Below are 17,381 nucleotides of genomic sequence, written 5' to 3'. Positions count from 1 at the left end.
TGCGAGAGCGGGCGAGCAGTGCTCAACCGATGGTCATGGTCGCTGCATCAATCAGCGCAATCATCGGTTGCGGATAAATGCCCAGCACCAGTACCGCAATCGCCAGTAACAGTACCACCACACCACCGGAGCGCTGTCCCCAGTCATCGGTCGCATCCCGGCGTGTTTCATCGCCTTCATGGAGATAGAGCCCGACCATGACGCGCAGGTAGTAGTAGAGCCCGATCGCACTGCCTACCACGATACCGGCGACCAGCCACCAGAGACCGGACTGCACACCCACGGCGATGGCGTAGAATTTGCCAATGAAGCCGGCTGTCAGCGGAATGCCCGCCAGCGACAGCATCATCACCGTCATGACCGCAGCCAGATAGGGACGACGCCAGAACAGGCCCCGGTAATGCGACATGTCGGCCGCATCGGCGCCACCGTAAGGGCTGGAGACAAGTGCGACCACGCCAAAGGCCCCCAGGGTGGTCAGCACATAGGTGACCATGTAAACCCCAACGGTTTCGACCGCCAGTTCGTTGCTGGCGACGAGCGCGGTCAGCAGATAGCCCAGGTGTGCAATCGAGGAGTAGCCCAGCAGACGCTTGATATTGTTCTGACGCAGCGCCAACAGATTACCGACAATCATCGAAGCAAAGGCGATGACGGCAATGATGACGTGCAACACGCCGTTGTCGGTCACCGGGGCCGTCTCGAACAGCCGAATCAGCAGAGCGAATACGGCCAGCTTGCTGACCGTGGCGAGAAAGGCCGACATCGGGGCCGGAGCACCCTCATAGACATCCGGGGTCCAGAGATGGAACGGCACCAGTGAGAGCTTGAAGCCAAGCGCAATCACCATCATGCCGATGCCCGTCAGCAGCCACAGATCATGGCCGCCCTGGTTGAGCGACTGCCCCAGACCGGCGAACTCGAGCGTGCCGGCCTCGGCATACAACAGGGCCATACCGAACAGTAGGAAAGCCGAAGCTGCCGCCGACAGCACCATGTACTTGAGGCCGGCTTCCAGCGACACCCGATTGCGGTAGGCATAGGCCGCCATACCATAGAGCGGTACCGACATCAGCTCGAGGCCGATGAACAGCGCCGTCAGATGACGACTGGCCACCAGGGTCATCGCCCCCAGCACCGAGCACAGCAGCAGCATATAGTACTCTTCGCGGCGGTCGTCAAAACCTTCCAGGTAAGCGTGCGCCAGCGTGGTACAGGCCAGCGCTGCAATCAGCGCCAGCGCCATGAACAGCACCGAATAGTTGTCAAAGGCCAGCAGCGGCGTGACCTGAATCGGCGTCACCGTCAGCGTGGCCAGAAGCGATACCAGCGCCGCGTTGAGCCCGACGACCGTCAGGGTGGCGCTGAGAAAGTGATGCCGCTGCCAGGCGACGCCGAGCATGACGACAATGATCGTGGCGGAGACGATCAGCAGCGGCAACAGCGCGATCAGATGTGACGTAGTCAGATTCATGGCGGCTCAGCTTACGAAGATAGCGGCGAAGAGGTGGAGGCGATAAACCAGTGGTGGACCTCGTTCATCGCACCATGCGATACATCGAGCACCAGCTGCGGATAGAAGCCCAGCAGTACGGTCAGAGCCAGTACCAGCAGCATCATCAGATACTCGCGGGTATCAAGGCCGCCCAGTGAAGTTTCCGATTTCGGCGGTCCCCAGTAGACCCGGTGCATGAGGTAGAGCGAATAGACCGCAGCAAGCACCAGACCAACACTGGCAATAACCACGACCCAGGGCACCACACTGAAGGCGCCAAACAGGATCAGGAATTCGCCGATGAAGTTGCCGGTACCGGGCATACCCAGTGAGGCCACCACAAAGGCCAGCGCGAAACCGGGCAACGAACCCATTCGGCCAAACAGTCCGCCCAGCTCACGCATGTCACGCGTCTTGAGGCGCTCATAAATCTGGCCGCTGAGAATGAACAGCCCGGCAGCGGAAAAGGCATGAGCGACCATCTGCACGATCACACCCTGCAGCGCCAGTACCGTACCGGAGTAGATACCGATCAGCACAAAGCCCATGTGGGAAATGCTGGAGCAGGCAATCAGTCGCTTCATGTCGCTCTGGGCAAAGGCCAGGACAGCGCCATAGAAGATACCGATCAGGCCCAGTGTCATGGCCACCGGCGCAAACGCCTGAGAGGTTTCCGGGAACAGCGGCAGTGCAAAGCGCAACATGCCATAGGCCGCCGTTTTCAGCAGAATGCCGGCCAGGTCGACACTGCCTGCAGTAGGCGCCTGAGCGTGGGCATCCGGCAGCCAGCCATGCAGCGGCACCACCGGCAGCTTGACAGCAAAGGCAATGAAGAAACCGAGCATCAGCACCCAGGAGAAGGTGCCGGAGATCGGCGCCTCACGCAGCACCGAATAGTCAAAGGTAAAGGTGCCGGTCTGACTGTAGTGCACGAACACCAGCCCCAGAATCGACACCAGCATCAATAGCCCCGATGCCTGGGTATAGATGAAGAACTTGATGGCTGCATAGACCGGTGATTTCCCTTCCGAGCTGTGTCCCCACAACGCGATCAGGAAGTACATCGGCACCAGCATCATCTCCCAGAAGAAGAAGAACAGAAACAGGTCGATGGCAAGGAAGACCCCGACCACACCGCCGATGATCCACAGCAGGTTGAGGTGAAAAAAGCCGATGCGGGTATCGATTTCCTGCCATGAGCACAGTACGGCCAGTACGCCGAGGAAGCCGGTCAGTGCCACCATGATCAGTGACAGGCCGTCCAGTGCCAGATGGAAGGTGATACCGAAGCGCTCGATCCACGGCAGGCGGAACTGCAACTGCCAATCGGGCTCGTTGCCAACAGTAGTGCTCAGATGATAATCGCCGGTGACCCATAGCCAGAGGGACAGGACCAGCACCGCGACCATGGTCAGCAGTGCGATCCAGCGGATGGGCCGCGGCGCTACACCGGCGCGCTCGGCCTGCCAGCACAGCAGGCCGCCGATGAACGGTAGAAAGAGTAACCAGGGCAGGATCATGGCGTTCACGGTTCCTTTCGTTAGCCCAACATCAGGGTCGCGAGCATGAGTGTCCCGCCGGCAATGAATACACCGGCGTACCAGCGCAGCCGACCGCTCTGGGTGGTCGACAGCAGGCCATTGAGAGCCAGCGCCAGACCGGGCCAGAAGTCCACCAGCGCATTGATCCAGTCGCGCCGGTGGAGCCGTGCCAGCAGCAACCAGGGGCGAACGAACAGCTTGTCGTAGAGCCAGTCGAAAGCGAAAGCGCTATGGAGAAAGCGCCAGGTCTGACGGCCCTTGGGCGAATCGGCCAGCGCGGCAATCGCCTGACGCCGTCCCAGGAAGAAGGCAGCGGCAATACCGACCCCAACCACGGCGACGAGACTGGAGAGCACCTCGAGCGTCAGCTGAACCCCATGACCGTAGCTGCCTTCCACTTCAGGCAGCACATTCTCCAGCGGCTGGGAGATCATGGCGCCCACAAAGGTCGACAGCACCAGCAACACGATCAGCGGCAGATGATGCGCGATGCCATGACCGGCATGCGGATGCGTTTTCTCCTCACCATGGAAGGCGATGAAAATCATCCGGAAGGTATAGATCGAGGTCAGGAAGGCGCCGATCAGTCCACCCAGCCACAGCCAGATATGACCGTGATCAAAGGCCAGCCACAGGATCTCGTCCTTGGAGTAGAAGCCCGCGGTAATGAGCGGCAACGCCGACAGTGCTGCCCCGCCGACCAGAAAACAGGCATAGGGGAGCTTGAGAGTGCGCCACAGGCCACCCATTTTGAAGATATTCTGCTCATGGTGGCAGGCAATGATGACCGACCCGGAGGCCAGGAACAGCAGCGCCTTGAAGAAGGCGTGAATCATCAGATGGAAGATCGCTGCATCCCAGGCCTGTACACCCAGTGCCAGAAACATGTAGCCGATCTGGCTCATGGTGGAGTACGCCAGTACGCGCTTGATGTCGGTCTGAGCCAGTGCGGTAAAGCCGGCCAGCAGCAGCGTCAGCATGCCGATAACGCCCACCAGCTCGAGCACGAAGGGCGCCAGTTCAAAAATGGTATGGGTCCGGGCGATCAGATAAACCCCGGCAGTCACCATCGTGGCTGCGTGGATCAGCGCCGACACCGGCGTCGGACCCGCCATGGCATCAGCCAGCCAGGTCTGCAACGGTAACTGAGCCGACTTGCCGACCGCACCACCGAGCAGCATCAATGCTGCCAGCTCAACCATCAGATCACCTTCCGCCCATACCTGGGGAGCGCGCTCAAGCAGCGTCTGGATATCCAGGGTATGAAAGGTGACGAACAGGATGAACATGCCAATGGCGAGGAACACATCCCCTACCCGGGTAACGATGAACGCCTTGAAGGCTGCCCAGGCATTGGCCTCGGTCTTGTAGTAGTAACCGATCAACAGATAGCTACACAGCCCGACACCTTCCCAGCCGAGATAGAGCAACAGCAGATTGTTGCCCAGTACCAGCAGGATCATGCTGAACACGAACAGGTTCATGTAAGCGAAGAAGCGGCCATAGCCTGGACCGCCCTCGAGATCTTCGCGCATGTACCAGGAAGCGAACAGGTGAATCAGAAAACCGACACCGGTAATGACGTTGAGCATCGTCAGCGACAGGCCATCGAGATAGAGCGTAAAGCCCATCCGGAAATCACCGACCGAGACCCATTGCCAGAGCTGCTGGGCCACACCTTCGCGCGAACCGGACAGCCAGACCATGTCGAGGATGGCGGTAACTGCTGCGGCCAGGCCCACTGAGCCAACACCAAAAACAGCCGCAAGACGATCGGGCATGCGTGGCCTGAATGAGAGCACCACGGCGCCGATCAGCGGAAACAGGGCGACAAGGGGTAACAGATTCATCCGTTCATCTCACTGGCTGCATCGACATCGAGCGTCCGGAAACGCCGCTGGAGCTGGATCAGCAGACCCAACCCGATACTGGCCTCGGCCGCGGCCAGGGTAATGATCATGATGAACATGATCTGACCATCGGGCTGCCCCCAGTGCTGGCCGGCCACGATGAAAGCCAGGCCGGCGGCGTTCATCATGATTTCCAGACTCATCAGGATAAACAGGGTGTTACGCCGCACCAGCAGTCCCACTAGCCCGAGCACGAACAGGATGGCGGCCAGCGCCATGCCATGCTCGACCGGTAGTCCATTCATGGTTGCCCCCTCATTCAGTCATTATCCGGGCCGCGCTGGGCCGGCTCGTTCATGGTGCGATCCGGCTCGATCTGCCGCTCTTCGTCACGACCGATGTGGACCGCCGCCACCAGCGCTGCCAGCAGCAGGAAGGAGGCCAGTTCCACCATCAGCAGATAGGGCCCGAACAGGCGAATGCCAACGTCGGTCGCCTGCAACGTATCGCCACTGATACCACCCAGTGAGCTGTTGCCCCACAGCGCGATGGCGAGCACAACCAGCAGAATGGCGGCCAGAATCGAGGGCCCAGTCCAGATACCGGGCCTCAGCCAGCGTCGCTCGCGATCGATCGACTCCTGCCCGACGTTGAGCATCATGATCACGAACACGAAGAGCACCATGATGGCGCCGGCATAAACGATGATTTCGAGCGCAGCGGCAAAGGGTGCGCCCAGTGCAAAAAACACCATGGCGATCGCCAGTAGCGACACGATCAGATAAAGCAGCGCATGCACCGCATCGGTATGGGTGATGACGCGAAAGGTCGACAGTATGGCCACCAGAGCGGACAGATAGAACGCGATTTCCACGGAAACTCCTTGTCCGGCCAGTCAGGGCAACAGTGTCTTGACGTCGACGGGCTGCGCTTCGTTCTGCGCCGCCCCCTTGGGCTTGCCTGCGATCGACATGCCCGCGACCCGATAGAAATTGTAGTTGTGATCCTTGCCCGGTCCGGAGATCAGCAGATCACGCTTTTCGTACACCAGTTCCTGGCGATCGTACTCGCACATCTCGTAATCGGGCGTGAGCTGGATCGCCGAGGTCGGACAAGCCTCTTCGCACATGCCACAGAAGATGCAGCGCGAGAAGTTGATGCGGAAGAACTCCGGATACCAGCGGCCATCTTCCTTCTCACCCTTCTGCAGCGAGATGCAGGCTACCGGACAGGCCACGGCACAAAGGTTGCACGCGACGCAGCGCTCTTCGCCGTCGGGATCGCGGGTCAGCACGATGCGACCACGGTAGCGGGGCGGCAAGTATGGCTTCTCTTCGGGATAGTTGATGGTCTCGCGCTTGTGAAACGAGTGCATGAAGACCATGCCAATGGTGCGCACGTTGGTCGCCGTGCCGACCACCACCTTGCGCACTCCCTTGAATACCTCGCCGAGAAACGTATCGGACATATCGGCTTACCTCGTTCAGGATGACGCCGGCGCGTTGAGCAGGATCAGCGCACCGGTCACCAACAGATTGATCAGGGTCAGCGGCAGGCAGAACTTCCATCCGAACTGCATCACGCGGTCGTAGCGTGGCCGCGGAATCGAGGCGCGCACCAGCACGAACAGCATTACGAAAAACCCGGTCTTGAGCAGGAACCAGACAATGCCGGGCAACCAGGGGCCGTGCCAGCCACCAAAGAACAGGGTGGTAATCAGCGCTGAAATCAGTACCACACCGACATATTCACCGATGAAGAACAGCCCGAACTTCATGCTGGAGTACTCGATGTGATAGCCATCCGCCAATTCCTGCTCGGCCTCGGGTTGGTCGAAGGGATGGCGGTGGGTAACGGCAACACCGGCGACCAGGAAGGTACAGAAACCAAAGAACTGCGGAATGAAGAACCAGAAGCCTTCCTGGGCATTGACGATGTCGCGCATCTCGAAAGAGCCGGCCAGCGCCACACACCCCATGACCGACAGCCCCATGAAAACCTCATAGGAAAGCGTCTGGGCCGAGGCACGCATGGCACCGAGCAGGGCATACTTGTTGGCGCTGGCATAGCCCGCGAACAGCACGGCATAGACGTTGATCCCCGCCATGGCGAAGAAGAACAGGATGCCGATGTTCAGGTCCGCCACACCCCAGGTCGGGGTCACCGGAATGATCATGAAGGACAGCAGAAGCGAGCTGAAGGCAATCACCGGCGCCAGCGAGAACAGCTTGCGATCGGCAAAATACGGCACCCAGTCTTCCTTGAAGAAGATCTTGAGCATATCCGCAATCAGCTGCATCGAACCGAACGGGCCGACTCGGTTGGGTCCGTAGCGGTCCTGCCAGAGGCCGAGCAGACGACGCTCGACCACGGTCAGAATAGCACCGCCGAGCACCGCACAGAGCAGGATGACGATCGCCTTGAGAATCGCCAGAACGATCGGAACGATGACGTCGGGCGTCAGCCAGCTCATGCCTTGGTCTCCTCACCCAGGTGGGCCCACTCGTGATTGACCGCCACCGGCATGTTCGGCAGCGCCGGCAGTCCCAGTATGCCCTCGCGCAGCTCACTGCTGATGCGCAGGGGCAATGTCAGGCGGTGATGACCGATGGATAGGCTCAGTTCGGTGCCGACAGCCACACCCAGCCTTTGTGCATCAGCTTCGGAAAGCGCGACATAGGGCTCACTCATGCGCTGCTGAATCGGCTCGGCACGAGCACTCATTTCGTCACTGCCGAACAGATGTGGCAGCCGTGCCACGCGCCAGGCACCTTCACGCGCCTCGAACCGTCCGGGTACCGCCTCGAAGTAGCTCAGACGATTGGCCGGCTGGTGATCAAACAGCCGATTACCAGGGTCACTGCCAGTCAGATGCCCCCCCACCTCATCCTGGAACTTGTTCCAGGCCTGTGGCGAATTCCAGCCCGGCGCCCAGGCGAAGGCTACCTGTGAACGTGGTTCGGCGTAACCGTTGTAACCTTCCATCGAAAAGGTAAAGGCGCTATCAACGTCCTGTGGCGCCCGCGGCTCACTGACACTGATGTTGGCGCGCATCGCAGTACGCCCGCTGTAGCGATGCGGCTCACGTGCCAGCTTCTGTCCCTTGATACGGAACGAAGCGCTCGGCGCCGCATCACGGATGCCGGCCAGTTGCGGATGATGGGCAGCACAGTCCTCGGTGACTTCATCGAGCTGCGTCCAATCGACCCGACGCGATTCCATGGTGGTATGCAACGCATGCAGCCAGCGCCAGCTCTCATGAGTCAGGTCATTGGGTCGGTAGTAGCTCGGGTCGTACACCTGGAAGAAGCGCTGAGCCCGCCCTTCATGACTGACCAGGGTACCGTCACCCTCGGCGAAGGTCGCTGACGGCAGGCCGATATCGGCTCGCAGCCAGGTGGGCGTACTTTGGTGATCGGCGCAGAGCACGCACTCTGCATTATCCAGCGCCCTATCGACCCGTTCGTCATCGGCGCGAGCGTAGAGGTCGTTCTCCAGCACCACTACCGCATCGCCTTCGCCGATCGAGTCGAGCGCCCAGTCCAGCGAGTGCCCACCGAGCATGGCCAGGCCGGTGCTGTTGGCTTCGCCGCTGACCAGGGTAATGGAGCCCTTGCTATCGCGCTGGCGCAGTGCTCTTGCCAGATTGGCCGCTGCCTGGATCACTTCGCGTGATCCCAGCGAACCACCGGAGATGATCAATGGCCGCTCGGCCGTCATCAGCGCTTCGGCGATGGTGCTGGCCAGGGTCTGTGTGGCCTCGTCGAGACCTTCCACGGCAGGCGCGCTGTTATCGATGGCATGCGCTACGGCGAATCCCAGCCTTGCGATCTCCTCTGCACTGCCATGAAAGCGATCGCGTGCCAGATCATCCATTCGGGTTTCGGTCAGGGTGGCGAGAAACACCGGATACTTGCGTCCCTGCGCCAGGGTATTGACCGCGTTGGCGTTCCACGCCGGAATACCGATCTCGGAAGCCAGCTCCTGCGCCCGGCTATTGGCCGACTGGCGTACTGCCAGCGCCACTCGCGCAGCAGTCTGCATCAGGTCCTCGCCGAGGACGATCACTGCATCGTGATCCTCGATATCGCGCATCGTCGGCGTGGGTAATGCACCCTCCCGCTGGATCTCCAGCATCAGTTGCAGGTTCTCGTACTCCTGCTGGGCAATACCGGTAGAGAAATTCTCCGCCCCAACCAGCTCACGCAATACGTGGTTGCTCTCCAGGCTGGCACGAGGCGAGCCAATCCCGATCACACGCTGAGCCTTCTTCAGGCGCTCGGCAGCATGATCCAGCGCACCGCCGACATCGAGCAGCTCATCACGACGCTCCCCGTTATGCTCAACCCGCATGACCGGCTGACGCGGGCGATCGGGGCGATTGACATAACCGTAGCCAAAGCGCCCACGGTCACACAGGAAGTAGTGGTTGACCTCGCCGTTATAGCGATTCTCGATCCGCCGCACCTCGCCGTAGCGCTCACCGGGGCTGATGTTGCACCCGCTGGAGCAGCCGTGGCAGATACTGGGTGCAAACTGCATGTCCCACTTGCGTGTGTAGTGCTCGGAGTGGGTCTGGTCGGTGAACACCCCGGTCGGGCAGACCTCGGTGAGGTTGCCGGAGAACTCGTTCTCCAGGGTGCCATCGGTGGTACGACCAAAATAGATGTTCTCATGAGCGCCGAACGCCCCCAGATCCTCGCCGCCGGCATAGTCCTTGTAGAATCGCACACAGCGATAGCAGGTAATGCAGCGGTTCATCTCGTGGGCGATGAAGGGCCCGAGATTCTGGTTGCGGTGGGTCCGCTTGGCGAAACGATACCGGCGCCGATCGTGGCCGGTCATGACGGTCATGTCCTGCAGGTGACAGTGGCCGCCTTCTTCGCAGACCGGGCAGTCATGCGGGTGGTTGGTCATCAGCCACTCGATGACGCTGGCACGAAAATCCTTGGCCTCATCGTCTTCGATCGAGATATAGGCATCATCCTTGACCGGCGCCATGCAGGACATCACCAGTGTGCCGCGGGTATCGTCGGCGTCCTTGTACTGCTTGACCGCACACTGTCGACAGGCGCCCACACTGCCCATCGCCGGGTGCCAGCAGAAATAGGGAATGTCGAGCCCCAGTGACAGACAGGCGTGCAGCAGGTTGTCACTGCCGTCGACTTCGTAATCCTTGCCGTCTACATGAATCGTGGCCATGCGGCGTCGCCTTTCATTCACTCACGACCCGAACCGCAACGGGTCGTTGAAAATCCTCTTCGACGCATCGATCACGTCGAAAGCCCTGGAGCTCTCGCTCCGTCGTTCAGACCGAACCCACCGGAATGGGCTCGGCGTGCGCCTCGCGTTTTGGATGCGAGATACCCGCTTCGAACTCGGCGCGAAAGTGCTTCAGCGCTGTCTGCAGCGGCATTGCCGCCCCTGGCGCGTGAGCACAGAAGGTCTTGCCGGGCCCGAGATCGGAGGCCAGCGATTCGAGCATTTCGATATCGCCGTTTTCTCCCTCACCCTTTTCCAGCGAGCGCAGAATACGAGCCGTCCACGGCAAACCATCGCGGCAGGGCGTACACCAGCCGCAGGATTCGCGGGCGAAGAAATCCTCGAGATTGCGGGTCAGCGAGACAATGCTCTGGTTGTCGGCGATGACCGCCAACAGCCCGGTGCCCATGCGGCTGCCGGCCTTGCCGATGGTGTCAAAATCCATCGCCAGATCCAGATGCTCGGGCAACAGAAAGCCGGTACTGCCACCCCCCGGCAGCCATGCCTTGAGCTCCAGCCCATCACGCATGCCCCCCGCCATATCGATGACCTCACGAGCAGTGGCGCCCATGGGCAGCTCGACCAGACCGGCATTCTTCACCTTGCCCGAAACACCGTAGATCTTGGTGCCGCCATCGTTGCTGCGTTCACCGGAGAGCGACTGATACCAGTCGGCACCGCGCAGCACGATACCCGGCGCGTTACAGAGCGTCTCAACGTTGTTGACGACCGTCGGTTTGCCCCAAGCGCCGCTCTGACCCGGGAAGGGCGGCTTGGAACGCGGGTTGGCGCGCCGACCTTCCAGCGAGTTGATCAATGCAGTTTCTTCGCCACAGATATAGCGGCCGGCGCCGGTATGCAGATAGATATCGAAGTCGAAATCAAAACCGCAGACCTTCGGCCCGAGAATGCCCGCAGCACGAGCCTCCTGCAGGGCACGCTCGATCTGATGGGCGGCTTCCACGTACTCGCCGCGCAAAAAGATGTAACCCAGCCGGGCGTTATTGGCGTAACCGGCGATGATCATGCCCTCGATCAGCAGATGGGGCAGTTCTTCCATCAACAGCCGATCCTTGAAGGTGCCGGGCTCCATTTCGTCGGCATTGCAGACGATATAGCCGCGAGGCACCCCCTCGCCCTTCATGGTCAGGCTCCATTTCATGCCGGCAGAAAAACCACCGCCCCCACGGCCGCGCAGATTGGCTTCCTTCATCCGCGCGATCAGGTCATCCGGCGACAGGTCGCGAAGCATGTGGCGCACGCCCTCGTAGCCCTGGGTGTCCTGATACTCCTCAAGCCCAACCGGCGCGCGATCATCACGTACCCGGAAGGTCAGGGGATGCGTTTCGGGATTGCGGCTGGTCTGAAACAGTCGACTGCTCATGCGTATTGCTCCAGCAGTGAAGCGACGTCATCCGGGTCCACCGGACCATGAAGATCCTCGTCGATCATCAGTGCCGGGCCACGATCACACGCGCCCAGGCAGCAGACCGGCAGTAGAGTGAAGCGGTTATCTTCGGTGGTCTGACCGAAACCGATCCCCAGCTCACGGGTGAAGGCGTCGCGCAATTGTTCGTAGTCGGTCAGAAAGCACGAGCTGCTGTCGCAGATCAGGATCACGTGCCGGCCGACCGGCTGGCGAAAGATCAGACTATAAAAGGTAGCCACGCCCTCGACATCGCTCGAGGGGATGCCCAGTACATTGCTGATCGCGTAGATGGCGCCATCCGGCACCCAGCCGCGACGCTTCTGTACGATCTTGAGTGCCTCGATCGACGCCGCACGCGGGTTTTCGAAGTGCCCCTTTTCATGCTCGATGGCTTCACGCTCTTCATCGGTAAGCACGAAATCACCGGGGTACTGGTCGGTGGCAATCAGGCTGTGTGGTGTCGACGCTGACGCGTCCCGGGTTGATGGTTCCATGCGCTTAACGGTCCACGTCGGCCATGACGAAATCGATGCTGCCCAGGTGCGCGATCAGATCGGGCACGAAACCGCCGTTCATCACCGACGGGATGTGCTGCAGATGCGGGTAGCTGGGCGTACGAATACGGGTGCGATAGCTCATGGTGTTGCCATCGCTGGTCAGGTAGTAGCTGTTGAGCCCCTTGGTCGCCTCGATCATCTGGAACGACTCATTGGGCTTGAGCACCGGCCCCCAGGAAACCTGCAGGAAGTGCGTGATCAGGGTCTCGATGTGCTGGAGCATCTTCTCGCGCGGTGGCGGTGTCGTCAGCGGATGATCCGCCTTGTAATCGCCCTCGGGCATGTTCTCCAGACACTGTTTGATGATGCGGACACTCTGGCGCATCTCCTCGAGGCGCATCATGCCGCGGTCAAAGGCATCCCCGTTGGTACCCACCGGGACATCGAAATCAAACTGCTCATACCCGGAATAGGGCTTCGCCTTGCGCAGATCATACTGGTAGCCGGTAGCCCGCAGATTGGGGCCGGTCACGCCCCAGTCGAAGGCGTTCTGCGTGCTGAAAGGCGCCACGTCGACAGTACGCTCACGCACCAGTGAGTTATCCATCATGGCCCGCTCGTACTCATCAAGCCGCGGTGTCATCCAGTTGGTAAACTCGCGCACCAGCCGCTCCCAGCCGCGCGGTAGATCATGCGCCACGCCGCCGATACGAAACCAGGCCGGGTGCATGCGAAAGCCGGTGATCGCCTCAATGACGTTGTACGCCTTCTGACGATCGGTAAAGGTATAGAACACCGGGGTCATTGCCCCCAGGTCCTGCAGATAAGTGCCGAGAAACAGCAGGTGGGAGTTGATGCGGAACATTTCCGCCATCATCACCCGAATCATCCGGGCGCGCGGCGTAACGGTAATACCGGCCAGTTTTTCGACCGCCATCACATAAGGGAAATTGTTCATTACCCCGCCGGTATAATCGATCCGGTCGGTATAGGGAATGAAACTGTGCCAGGACTGCCGCTCGGCCATTTTTTCGGCACCGCGGTGGTGATAACCGATATCCGGCACGCAATCGACGACTTCCTCGCCATCGAGCTGCAGCACCACGCGAAACACCCCGTGCGCCGAAGGGTGGTTGGGGCCAAGGTTGAGGAACATGAAATCCGTTTCTTCGGAATGGCGTTTCATGCCCCATGATTCCGGATCAAAGCGCAGTGCCTCCTGCTCCTTGTCCTGGCCTTCCATGGTCAGCGTGTAGGGATCGAACTCGGTGGCGCGAGCGGGGTAGTCCTTGCGCAACGGATGACCGTTCCAGGTCGGCGGCATCAATACCCGGGTCAGGTGCGGGTGCCCCGGGAAGTCGATACCGAACATGTCGAATACTTCCCGCTCATACCAGTTGGCATTGGGGAAGAGCTCGGTCACGGTCGGCACCCGCAGATCAGCCTCGTGCAGCGCCACCTTGAGCATCAGCTCGGTATTCCGCTCGAACGACATCAGCTGATAGAACACCGTGAAATCAGCCGGAGGCTGACCGTCGCGATGCACCCGCAGTCGCTCGTCAACGCCATGCAGGTCATACAGCATGACGTAGGGGCGAGCCAGCGAACGCAGGAATTGCATTACCTCGATGAGCTGCTCGCGCGCGACCCAGATAACCGGCATGCCGGTCAGCGTGGGCTGCAGGGTGAAGGCTTCGGCACCAAACCGGGCACGCAACTCGTCAACGACGGGATCGTGCTCACCGGCTGCCCGGCTGGTGTTCGACAATGCAGTATCAGTGGTCATGAAATTCGATCCGGCCCCTGGCTTGAGTGGCATGGGGCCCGATCATTCAGGCCCTGCCGCCTGCTGTTTCTAGACTTCGTCGGGTGTACGCAATTCTTTTACGGCAATGCGGTCATCGCGATGCCGCTCACGCTGCGAAGGCATTTCCGCCTGATAGACGCCCTGATCGCCCATTACCCAGGAGAGCGGGCGTCGCTCGTGCTGGATCGAGTCCTGCAACAGTTGCAGACCCTGCAGAAACGCTTCGGGACGCGGCGGACAACCGGGAATATAGAGATCCACCGGCAGGAACTTGTCGACGCCCTGCACCACCGAATAGATATCGTACATACCGCCGGAGTTGGAGCAGGAGCCCATCGAAATCACCCACTTGGGCTCGAGCATCTGGTCATAGAGCTGCTGGATGATCGGCGCCATCTTGATGAAGCAGGTGCCACTGATCACCATCAGATCGGCCTGGCGCGGGGAAGCACGCAGCACTTCGGAGCCGAAGCGGGCAATATCATGAGGTGCGGTAAAGGCCGTGGTCATTTCCACGTAGCAGCACGACAGACCGAAGTTATACGGCCAGATCGAGTTCTTGCGTCCCCAGTTCACCGCGGAGTTCATGATGTCGGCCAGCTTGCCCATGAACACGTTGCGATGCACGTGCTTGTCCATGGGATCCTCGACACCGCGTTCACGTCCGATCGGATAACGGCTCTGCTCCGGCGTGTTGGGGTCAATACGGGTCAGCTTGTATTGCATCGATGACACCCTCTCGAATGTGTCAGGTGCGAGGTCGGTTCGCCTTGCGGCCGGTCGGCGCCCAGTCCAGCGCACCAATGCGACAGATATAAATCAGTCCCACCAGCAGCACGGCGATGAAAATGAAAACTTCGACAAAACCGGCCCAGCCGCTCTGACGAATGGCCGTGGCCCAGGCGAACAGATAGAGCGCTTCTACATCGAAGATCACGAACAGCATCGCGACCAGATAGAATTTGATCGACAGGCGCTGATGCGCGCTGCCGGCCGGCAGGATGCCGGACTCATAAGGAGTATCCTTGCGATGCCCCCAGGCCTTGCCACCCAGCAGGCCGGAAACGCCGACCATGAAGGCACAAAGGCCGAGCGCGGCCACAATGAAAACGCCGGTTGCCCAGTGCTGGGCGAGCTGTTGTGTCAGGTCCATCGCCATTCACTCATCGGATGACAGTCGGATCACGGGCTTGGCCGGATTACCCCGCCACGGGCAAGGGTACCGGAAGAGCGTTGAAAAAATCATGAAACGCTCATGACTATCTTGCGAAGCGGTTCACTGATCGGCCCGCGTCAGGGTAGCGCAGCGATACCCCTTCCCGTCTCGCTGTTCGATCAATGCCTTTCGGATCAGAGTAGTCAATTCGTACCGGCAGCCACCAGTACCTCCTACCGGTTACCATAACGATACCTGTCCGGTTGGAGGGACGCTTCCCGAAAATGCGTTTCGAGATACAAGAGCGAGCGCCATCAGCGCAGATGATTTACTTGCTGATCATCAGCGGCAACTTCTGGTTACAGCACCTGAAGCAGTGCAATGGACCACCAGTCACGGTAGAACAGCGTTGTTTTTCTGTAATATTACTTGCCCAAGGATCGCGCTGCTGGCGATTTTTTTCAAGCATGGAGGCTCCCTGAATCGAAATTTAATACTCAGAGCCCGACTGCCAGGATGACACGCATCCCCATTTGTCTGGACCATACGAGGATACAGCCTTGTCGACCGCGAGTGCGCACATCCCCCGTTTGCTGACCATTGCCGGCACCGACCCCAGCGGCGGTGCCGGGCAATCCGCTGACATGAAGACCTTTTCCGCGCTGGGGGCCTATGCCACCAGCGTGGTAACTGCCGTGGTTGCCCAGAACACCTGCGGCGTACACGACGTGCTCCCGATGCCATCGCACATGATTCGTGCCCAGTTGGCTGCCGTATTCGAAGATGTGGCGCTCGATGGCGTCAAGATCGGCATGGTCGCTGATACCGATACCGCACAAGCCATTTGCGAAGCCATCGAGCACTACCGCCCCCCGTTCGTGGTACTCGATCCGGTGATGGTCGCCAAGAGCGGCGATATTCTGGTCGATAGCGATGGTATCAAGGCAGTTCGCGAATGGCTGATCCCGATCAGCGATGTCATCACCCCGAACCTGCCCGAGGCCGCCGTACTGCTTGATGACACAACGCCGGACTCCCCTGAAGCCATGAGTGCGATGCTGCCGAGGCTGGCCGAGCTGGGAGCCCCCAATATATTGCTCAAGGGCGGGCATCTGCCGGGGGATCGTTGTGATGATCTCTTTCATGACCGGGATGGCGAGCATCGGCTCGAGGCGCGCCGCATCCCCACCCGTGCACTGCATGGTGCCGGCTGCACCATGGCCTCGGCGATCGCCGCCCTGCGTCCGCACCACGAGAGCTGGCTGGCGAGCGTGCGCGAGGCACGCCAATACATGACTCAGGCGCTGGAGCAGGCCGATCGGCTCGGCGTCGGTCGCGGTCAGGGCCCCCTGCATCACTTTCACGCCTGGTGGTAAATCAGCTCACGGAGTGAGACTGAAGCGAAGAAATGCCCTGCCGTCCAGGCTATGCTGGCAGGGTTACTATTCGCGATGCTGCAATGAGGACTCCGCCATGACTCCGACACTGCTGCTGGCGACCGACCTGTCCCACGAGTGTCATGCCGCCTTTTCACGGGCGATTCGTCTGGCCGCCGATAGCGGCGCTCGCCTCGACATCCTGCATGTCACTGACCCCTGGCTGCCCGAGGCGGCCGTCACCCCCGTGCGGAGCGCCATCGAAGCCGAAATCGAAGGGACCATCGATCACTTGTGCGCGACCCACGGTGTAGCCCGACCGGAACTGCAGATCCAGCTCATCGCCGGAGATGCCTACGCCGAGATCGTGCGTGAAGCATATGAGCGCGGCACCCAACTGGCCATCCTCGGCACCCACCGCAAGCATGGCCAGGCGGATCTGGTCAATGGCACCACGCTTTCCAGAGTGCTGCGACGCGCGCCCTGTCCGGTGCTCAGCATTACTCATAAGGCCGACTTCCGCTGGCATGATGTACTGGTGCCGATCGATTTCTCGCTGGCTTCCCGCTACATCCTCAAGGAAGTGCTGACCCGCTTGCCGGGCGTGCGCCTGACCCTGCTGCATGCCTGGGACATGCCGGTCTCCCGCGAACTGTCGGCAGACAGCGGCTATCGGCGCTGGCGTGAACAGGAGCGGGCCCGACTGCGCCAGCAGCTCGAACGAGAACTCGAGCGCCTGATGAGCGAGCTGGATACCGAACCCGATATCGAACTGGTCGTCGAGCAGGGCGATCCTACCGAGGTCCTGCTCAACCGCCTGGTGCAGCAACCGCCGGACCTGCTGGCGCTGGGCAGCCATGGCCGCCTGGGTATCGGCCAGCGCGCCCCCAGCAGCCTCATGGAGCGCCTTCTGAGCGAAGCCCGTTGCGACCTCATGCTTTGTCGCACCTGGTAATACACCCTCAAGC

The 17,381-nt window shown here is 60.5% G+C and carries 15 protein-coding genes; 2 read left to right on the top strand and 13 right to left on the bottom strand.

Annotation, left to right across the window (positions count from 1 at the left end; genetic code table 11):
- Positions 1-22: 22 nt before the first annotated feature.
- The 13 genes from nuoN to FY550_RS00635 form a co-directional block, all read right to left on the bottom strand.
- Complete coding sequence (nuoN, locus tag FY550_RS00695) at positions 23-1,474, bottom strand: NADH-quinone oxidoreductase subunit NuoN (protein ID WP_070980616.1); 1,452 nt, start codon at positions 1,472-1,474, stop codon at positions 23-25.
- Between the two features lie 11 nt (positions 1,475-1,485).
- Positions 1,486-3,015, bottom strand: a complete 1,530-nt coding sequence (gene nuoM / locus FY550_RS00690; RefSeq protein WP_070980614.1) for an NADH-quinone oxidoreductase subunit M — start codon at positions 3,013-3,015, stop codon at positions 1,486-1,488.
- Between the two features lie 20 nt (positions 3,016-3,035).
- Complete coding sequence (nuoL, locus tag FY550_RS00685) at positions 3,036-4,886, bottom strand: NADH-quinone oxidoreductase subunit L (protein ID WP_149054286.1); 1,851 nt, start codon at positions 4,884-4,886, stop codon at positions 3,036-3,038.
- Positions 4,883-5,191 (bottom strand): NADH-quinone oxidoreductase subunit NuoK, encoded by a 309-nt coding sequence (gene nuoK / locus FY550_RS00680; RefSeq protein ID WP_070980611.1) that lies wholly within the window; start codon positions 5,189-5,191, stop codon positions 4,883-4,885. The genes nuoL and nuoK overlap by 4 nt, the downstream gene beginning before the upstream one ends.
- A 14-nt stretch (positions 5,192-5,205) precedes the next feature.
- Entirely contained in the window at positions 5,206-5,760 is a 555-nt protein-coding gene (nuoJ, locus tag FY550_RS00675) for an NADH-quinone oxidoreductase subunit J (RefSeq protein ID WP_070980609.1), read from the bottom strand.
- Positions 5,761-5,781: 21 nt separating this feature from the next.
- Positions 5,782-6,354, bottom strand: a complete 573-nt coding sequence (nuoI, locus tag FY550_RS00670; protein ID WP_070980607.1) for an NADH-quinone oxidoreductase subunit NuoI — start codon at positions 6,352-6,354, stop codon at positions 5,782-5,784.
- 15 nt (positions 6,355-6,369) lie between these two features.
- Positions 6,370-7,359 (bottom strand): NADH-quinone oxidoreductase subunit NuoH, encoded by a 990-nt coding sequence (gene nuoH, locus FY550_RS00665; protein WP_149054285.1) that lies wholly within the window; start codon positions 7,357-7,359, stop codon positions 6,370-6,372.
- On the bottom strand, positions 7,356-10,088 hold the full coding sequence (gene nuoG, locus FY550_RS00660) for an NADH-quinone oxidoreductase subunit NuoG (RefSeq protein ID WP_070980605.1): 2,733 nt from the start codon (positions 10,086-10,088) through the stop codon (positions 7,356-7,358). Before nuoG ends, nuoH begins: the two co-directional genes overlap by 4 nt.
- A 106-nt stretch (positions 10,089-10,194) precedes the next feature.
- Positions 10,195-11,532: an NADH-quinone oxidoreductase subunit NuoF gene (gene nuoF / locus FY550_RS00655; RefSeq protein WP_149054284.1), complete on the bottom strand. Its 1,338-nt coding sequence runs from the start codon at positions 11,530-11,532 to the stop codon at positions 10,195-10,197.
- Positions 11,529-12,071, bottom strand: a complete 543-nt coding sequence (gene nuoE, locus FY550_RS00650) for an NADH-quinone oxidoreductase subunit NuoE (protein WP_084388227.1) — start codon at positions 12,069-12,071, stop codon at positions 11,529-11,531. The genes nuoF and nuoE overlap by 4 nt, the downstream gene beginning before the upstream one ends.
- 4 nt (positions 12,072-12,075) lie before the next feature.
- Positions 12,076-13,860 (bottom strand): NADH-quinone oxidoreductase subunit C/D, encoded by a 1,785-nt coding sequence (gene nuoC, locus FY550_RS00645; RefSeq protein ID WP_070980932.1) that lies wholly within the window; start codon positions 13,858-13,860, stop codon positions 12,076-12,078.
- A 69-nt stretch (positions 13,861-13,929) separates the two neighbouring features.
- Positions 13,930-14,607, bottom strand: a complete 678-nt coding sequence (locus FY550_RS00640; RefSeq protein ID WP_070980603.1) for a NuoB/complex I 20 kDa subunit family protein — start codon at positions 14,605-14,607, stop codon at positions 13,930-13,932.
- A gap of 22 nt (positions 14,608-14,629) precedes the next feature.
- Complete coding sequence (locus FY550_RS00635; RefSeq protein ID WP_070980601.1) at positions 14,630-15,034, bottom strand: NADH-quinone oxidoreductase subunit A; 405 nt, start codon at positions 15,032-15,034, stop codon at positions 14,630-14,632.
- A 563-nt stretch (positions 15,035-15,597) separates the two neighbouring features.
- Between FY550_RS00635 and thiD the strand changes: the two genes are divergently transcribed.
- Together thiD and FY550_RS00625 are read left to right on the top strand one after the other, a co-directional pair.
- Complete coding sequence (gene thiD, locus FY550_RS00630; RefSeq protein ID WP_070980598.1) at positions 15,598-16,413, top strand: bifunctional hydroxymethylpyrimidine kinase/phosphomethylpyrimidine kinase; 816 nt, start codon at positions 15,598-15,600, stop codon at positions 16,411-16,413.
- Between the two features lie 97 nt (positions 16,414-16,510).
- Positions 16,511-17,368 (top strand): universal stress protein, encoded by an 858-nt coding sequence (locus FY550_RS00625; protein ID WP_149054283.1) that lies wholly within the window; start codon positions 16,511-16,513, stop codon positions 17,366-17,368.
- Positions 17,369-17,381 lie beyond the last annotated feature (13 nt).

Origin of the sequence: Kushneria phosphatilytica, from assembly GCF_008247605.1 — a bacterium.
GTDB lineage: Bacteria > Pseudomonadota > Gammaproteobacteria > Pseudomonadales > Halomonadaceae > Kushneria > Kushneria phosphatilytica.
Note: the sequence above shows the minus strand (reverse complement) of the source record. Positions and strands in the feature narration are given on the sequence as shown.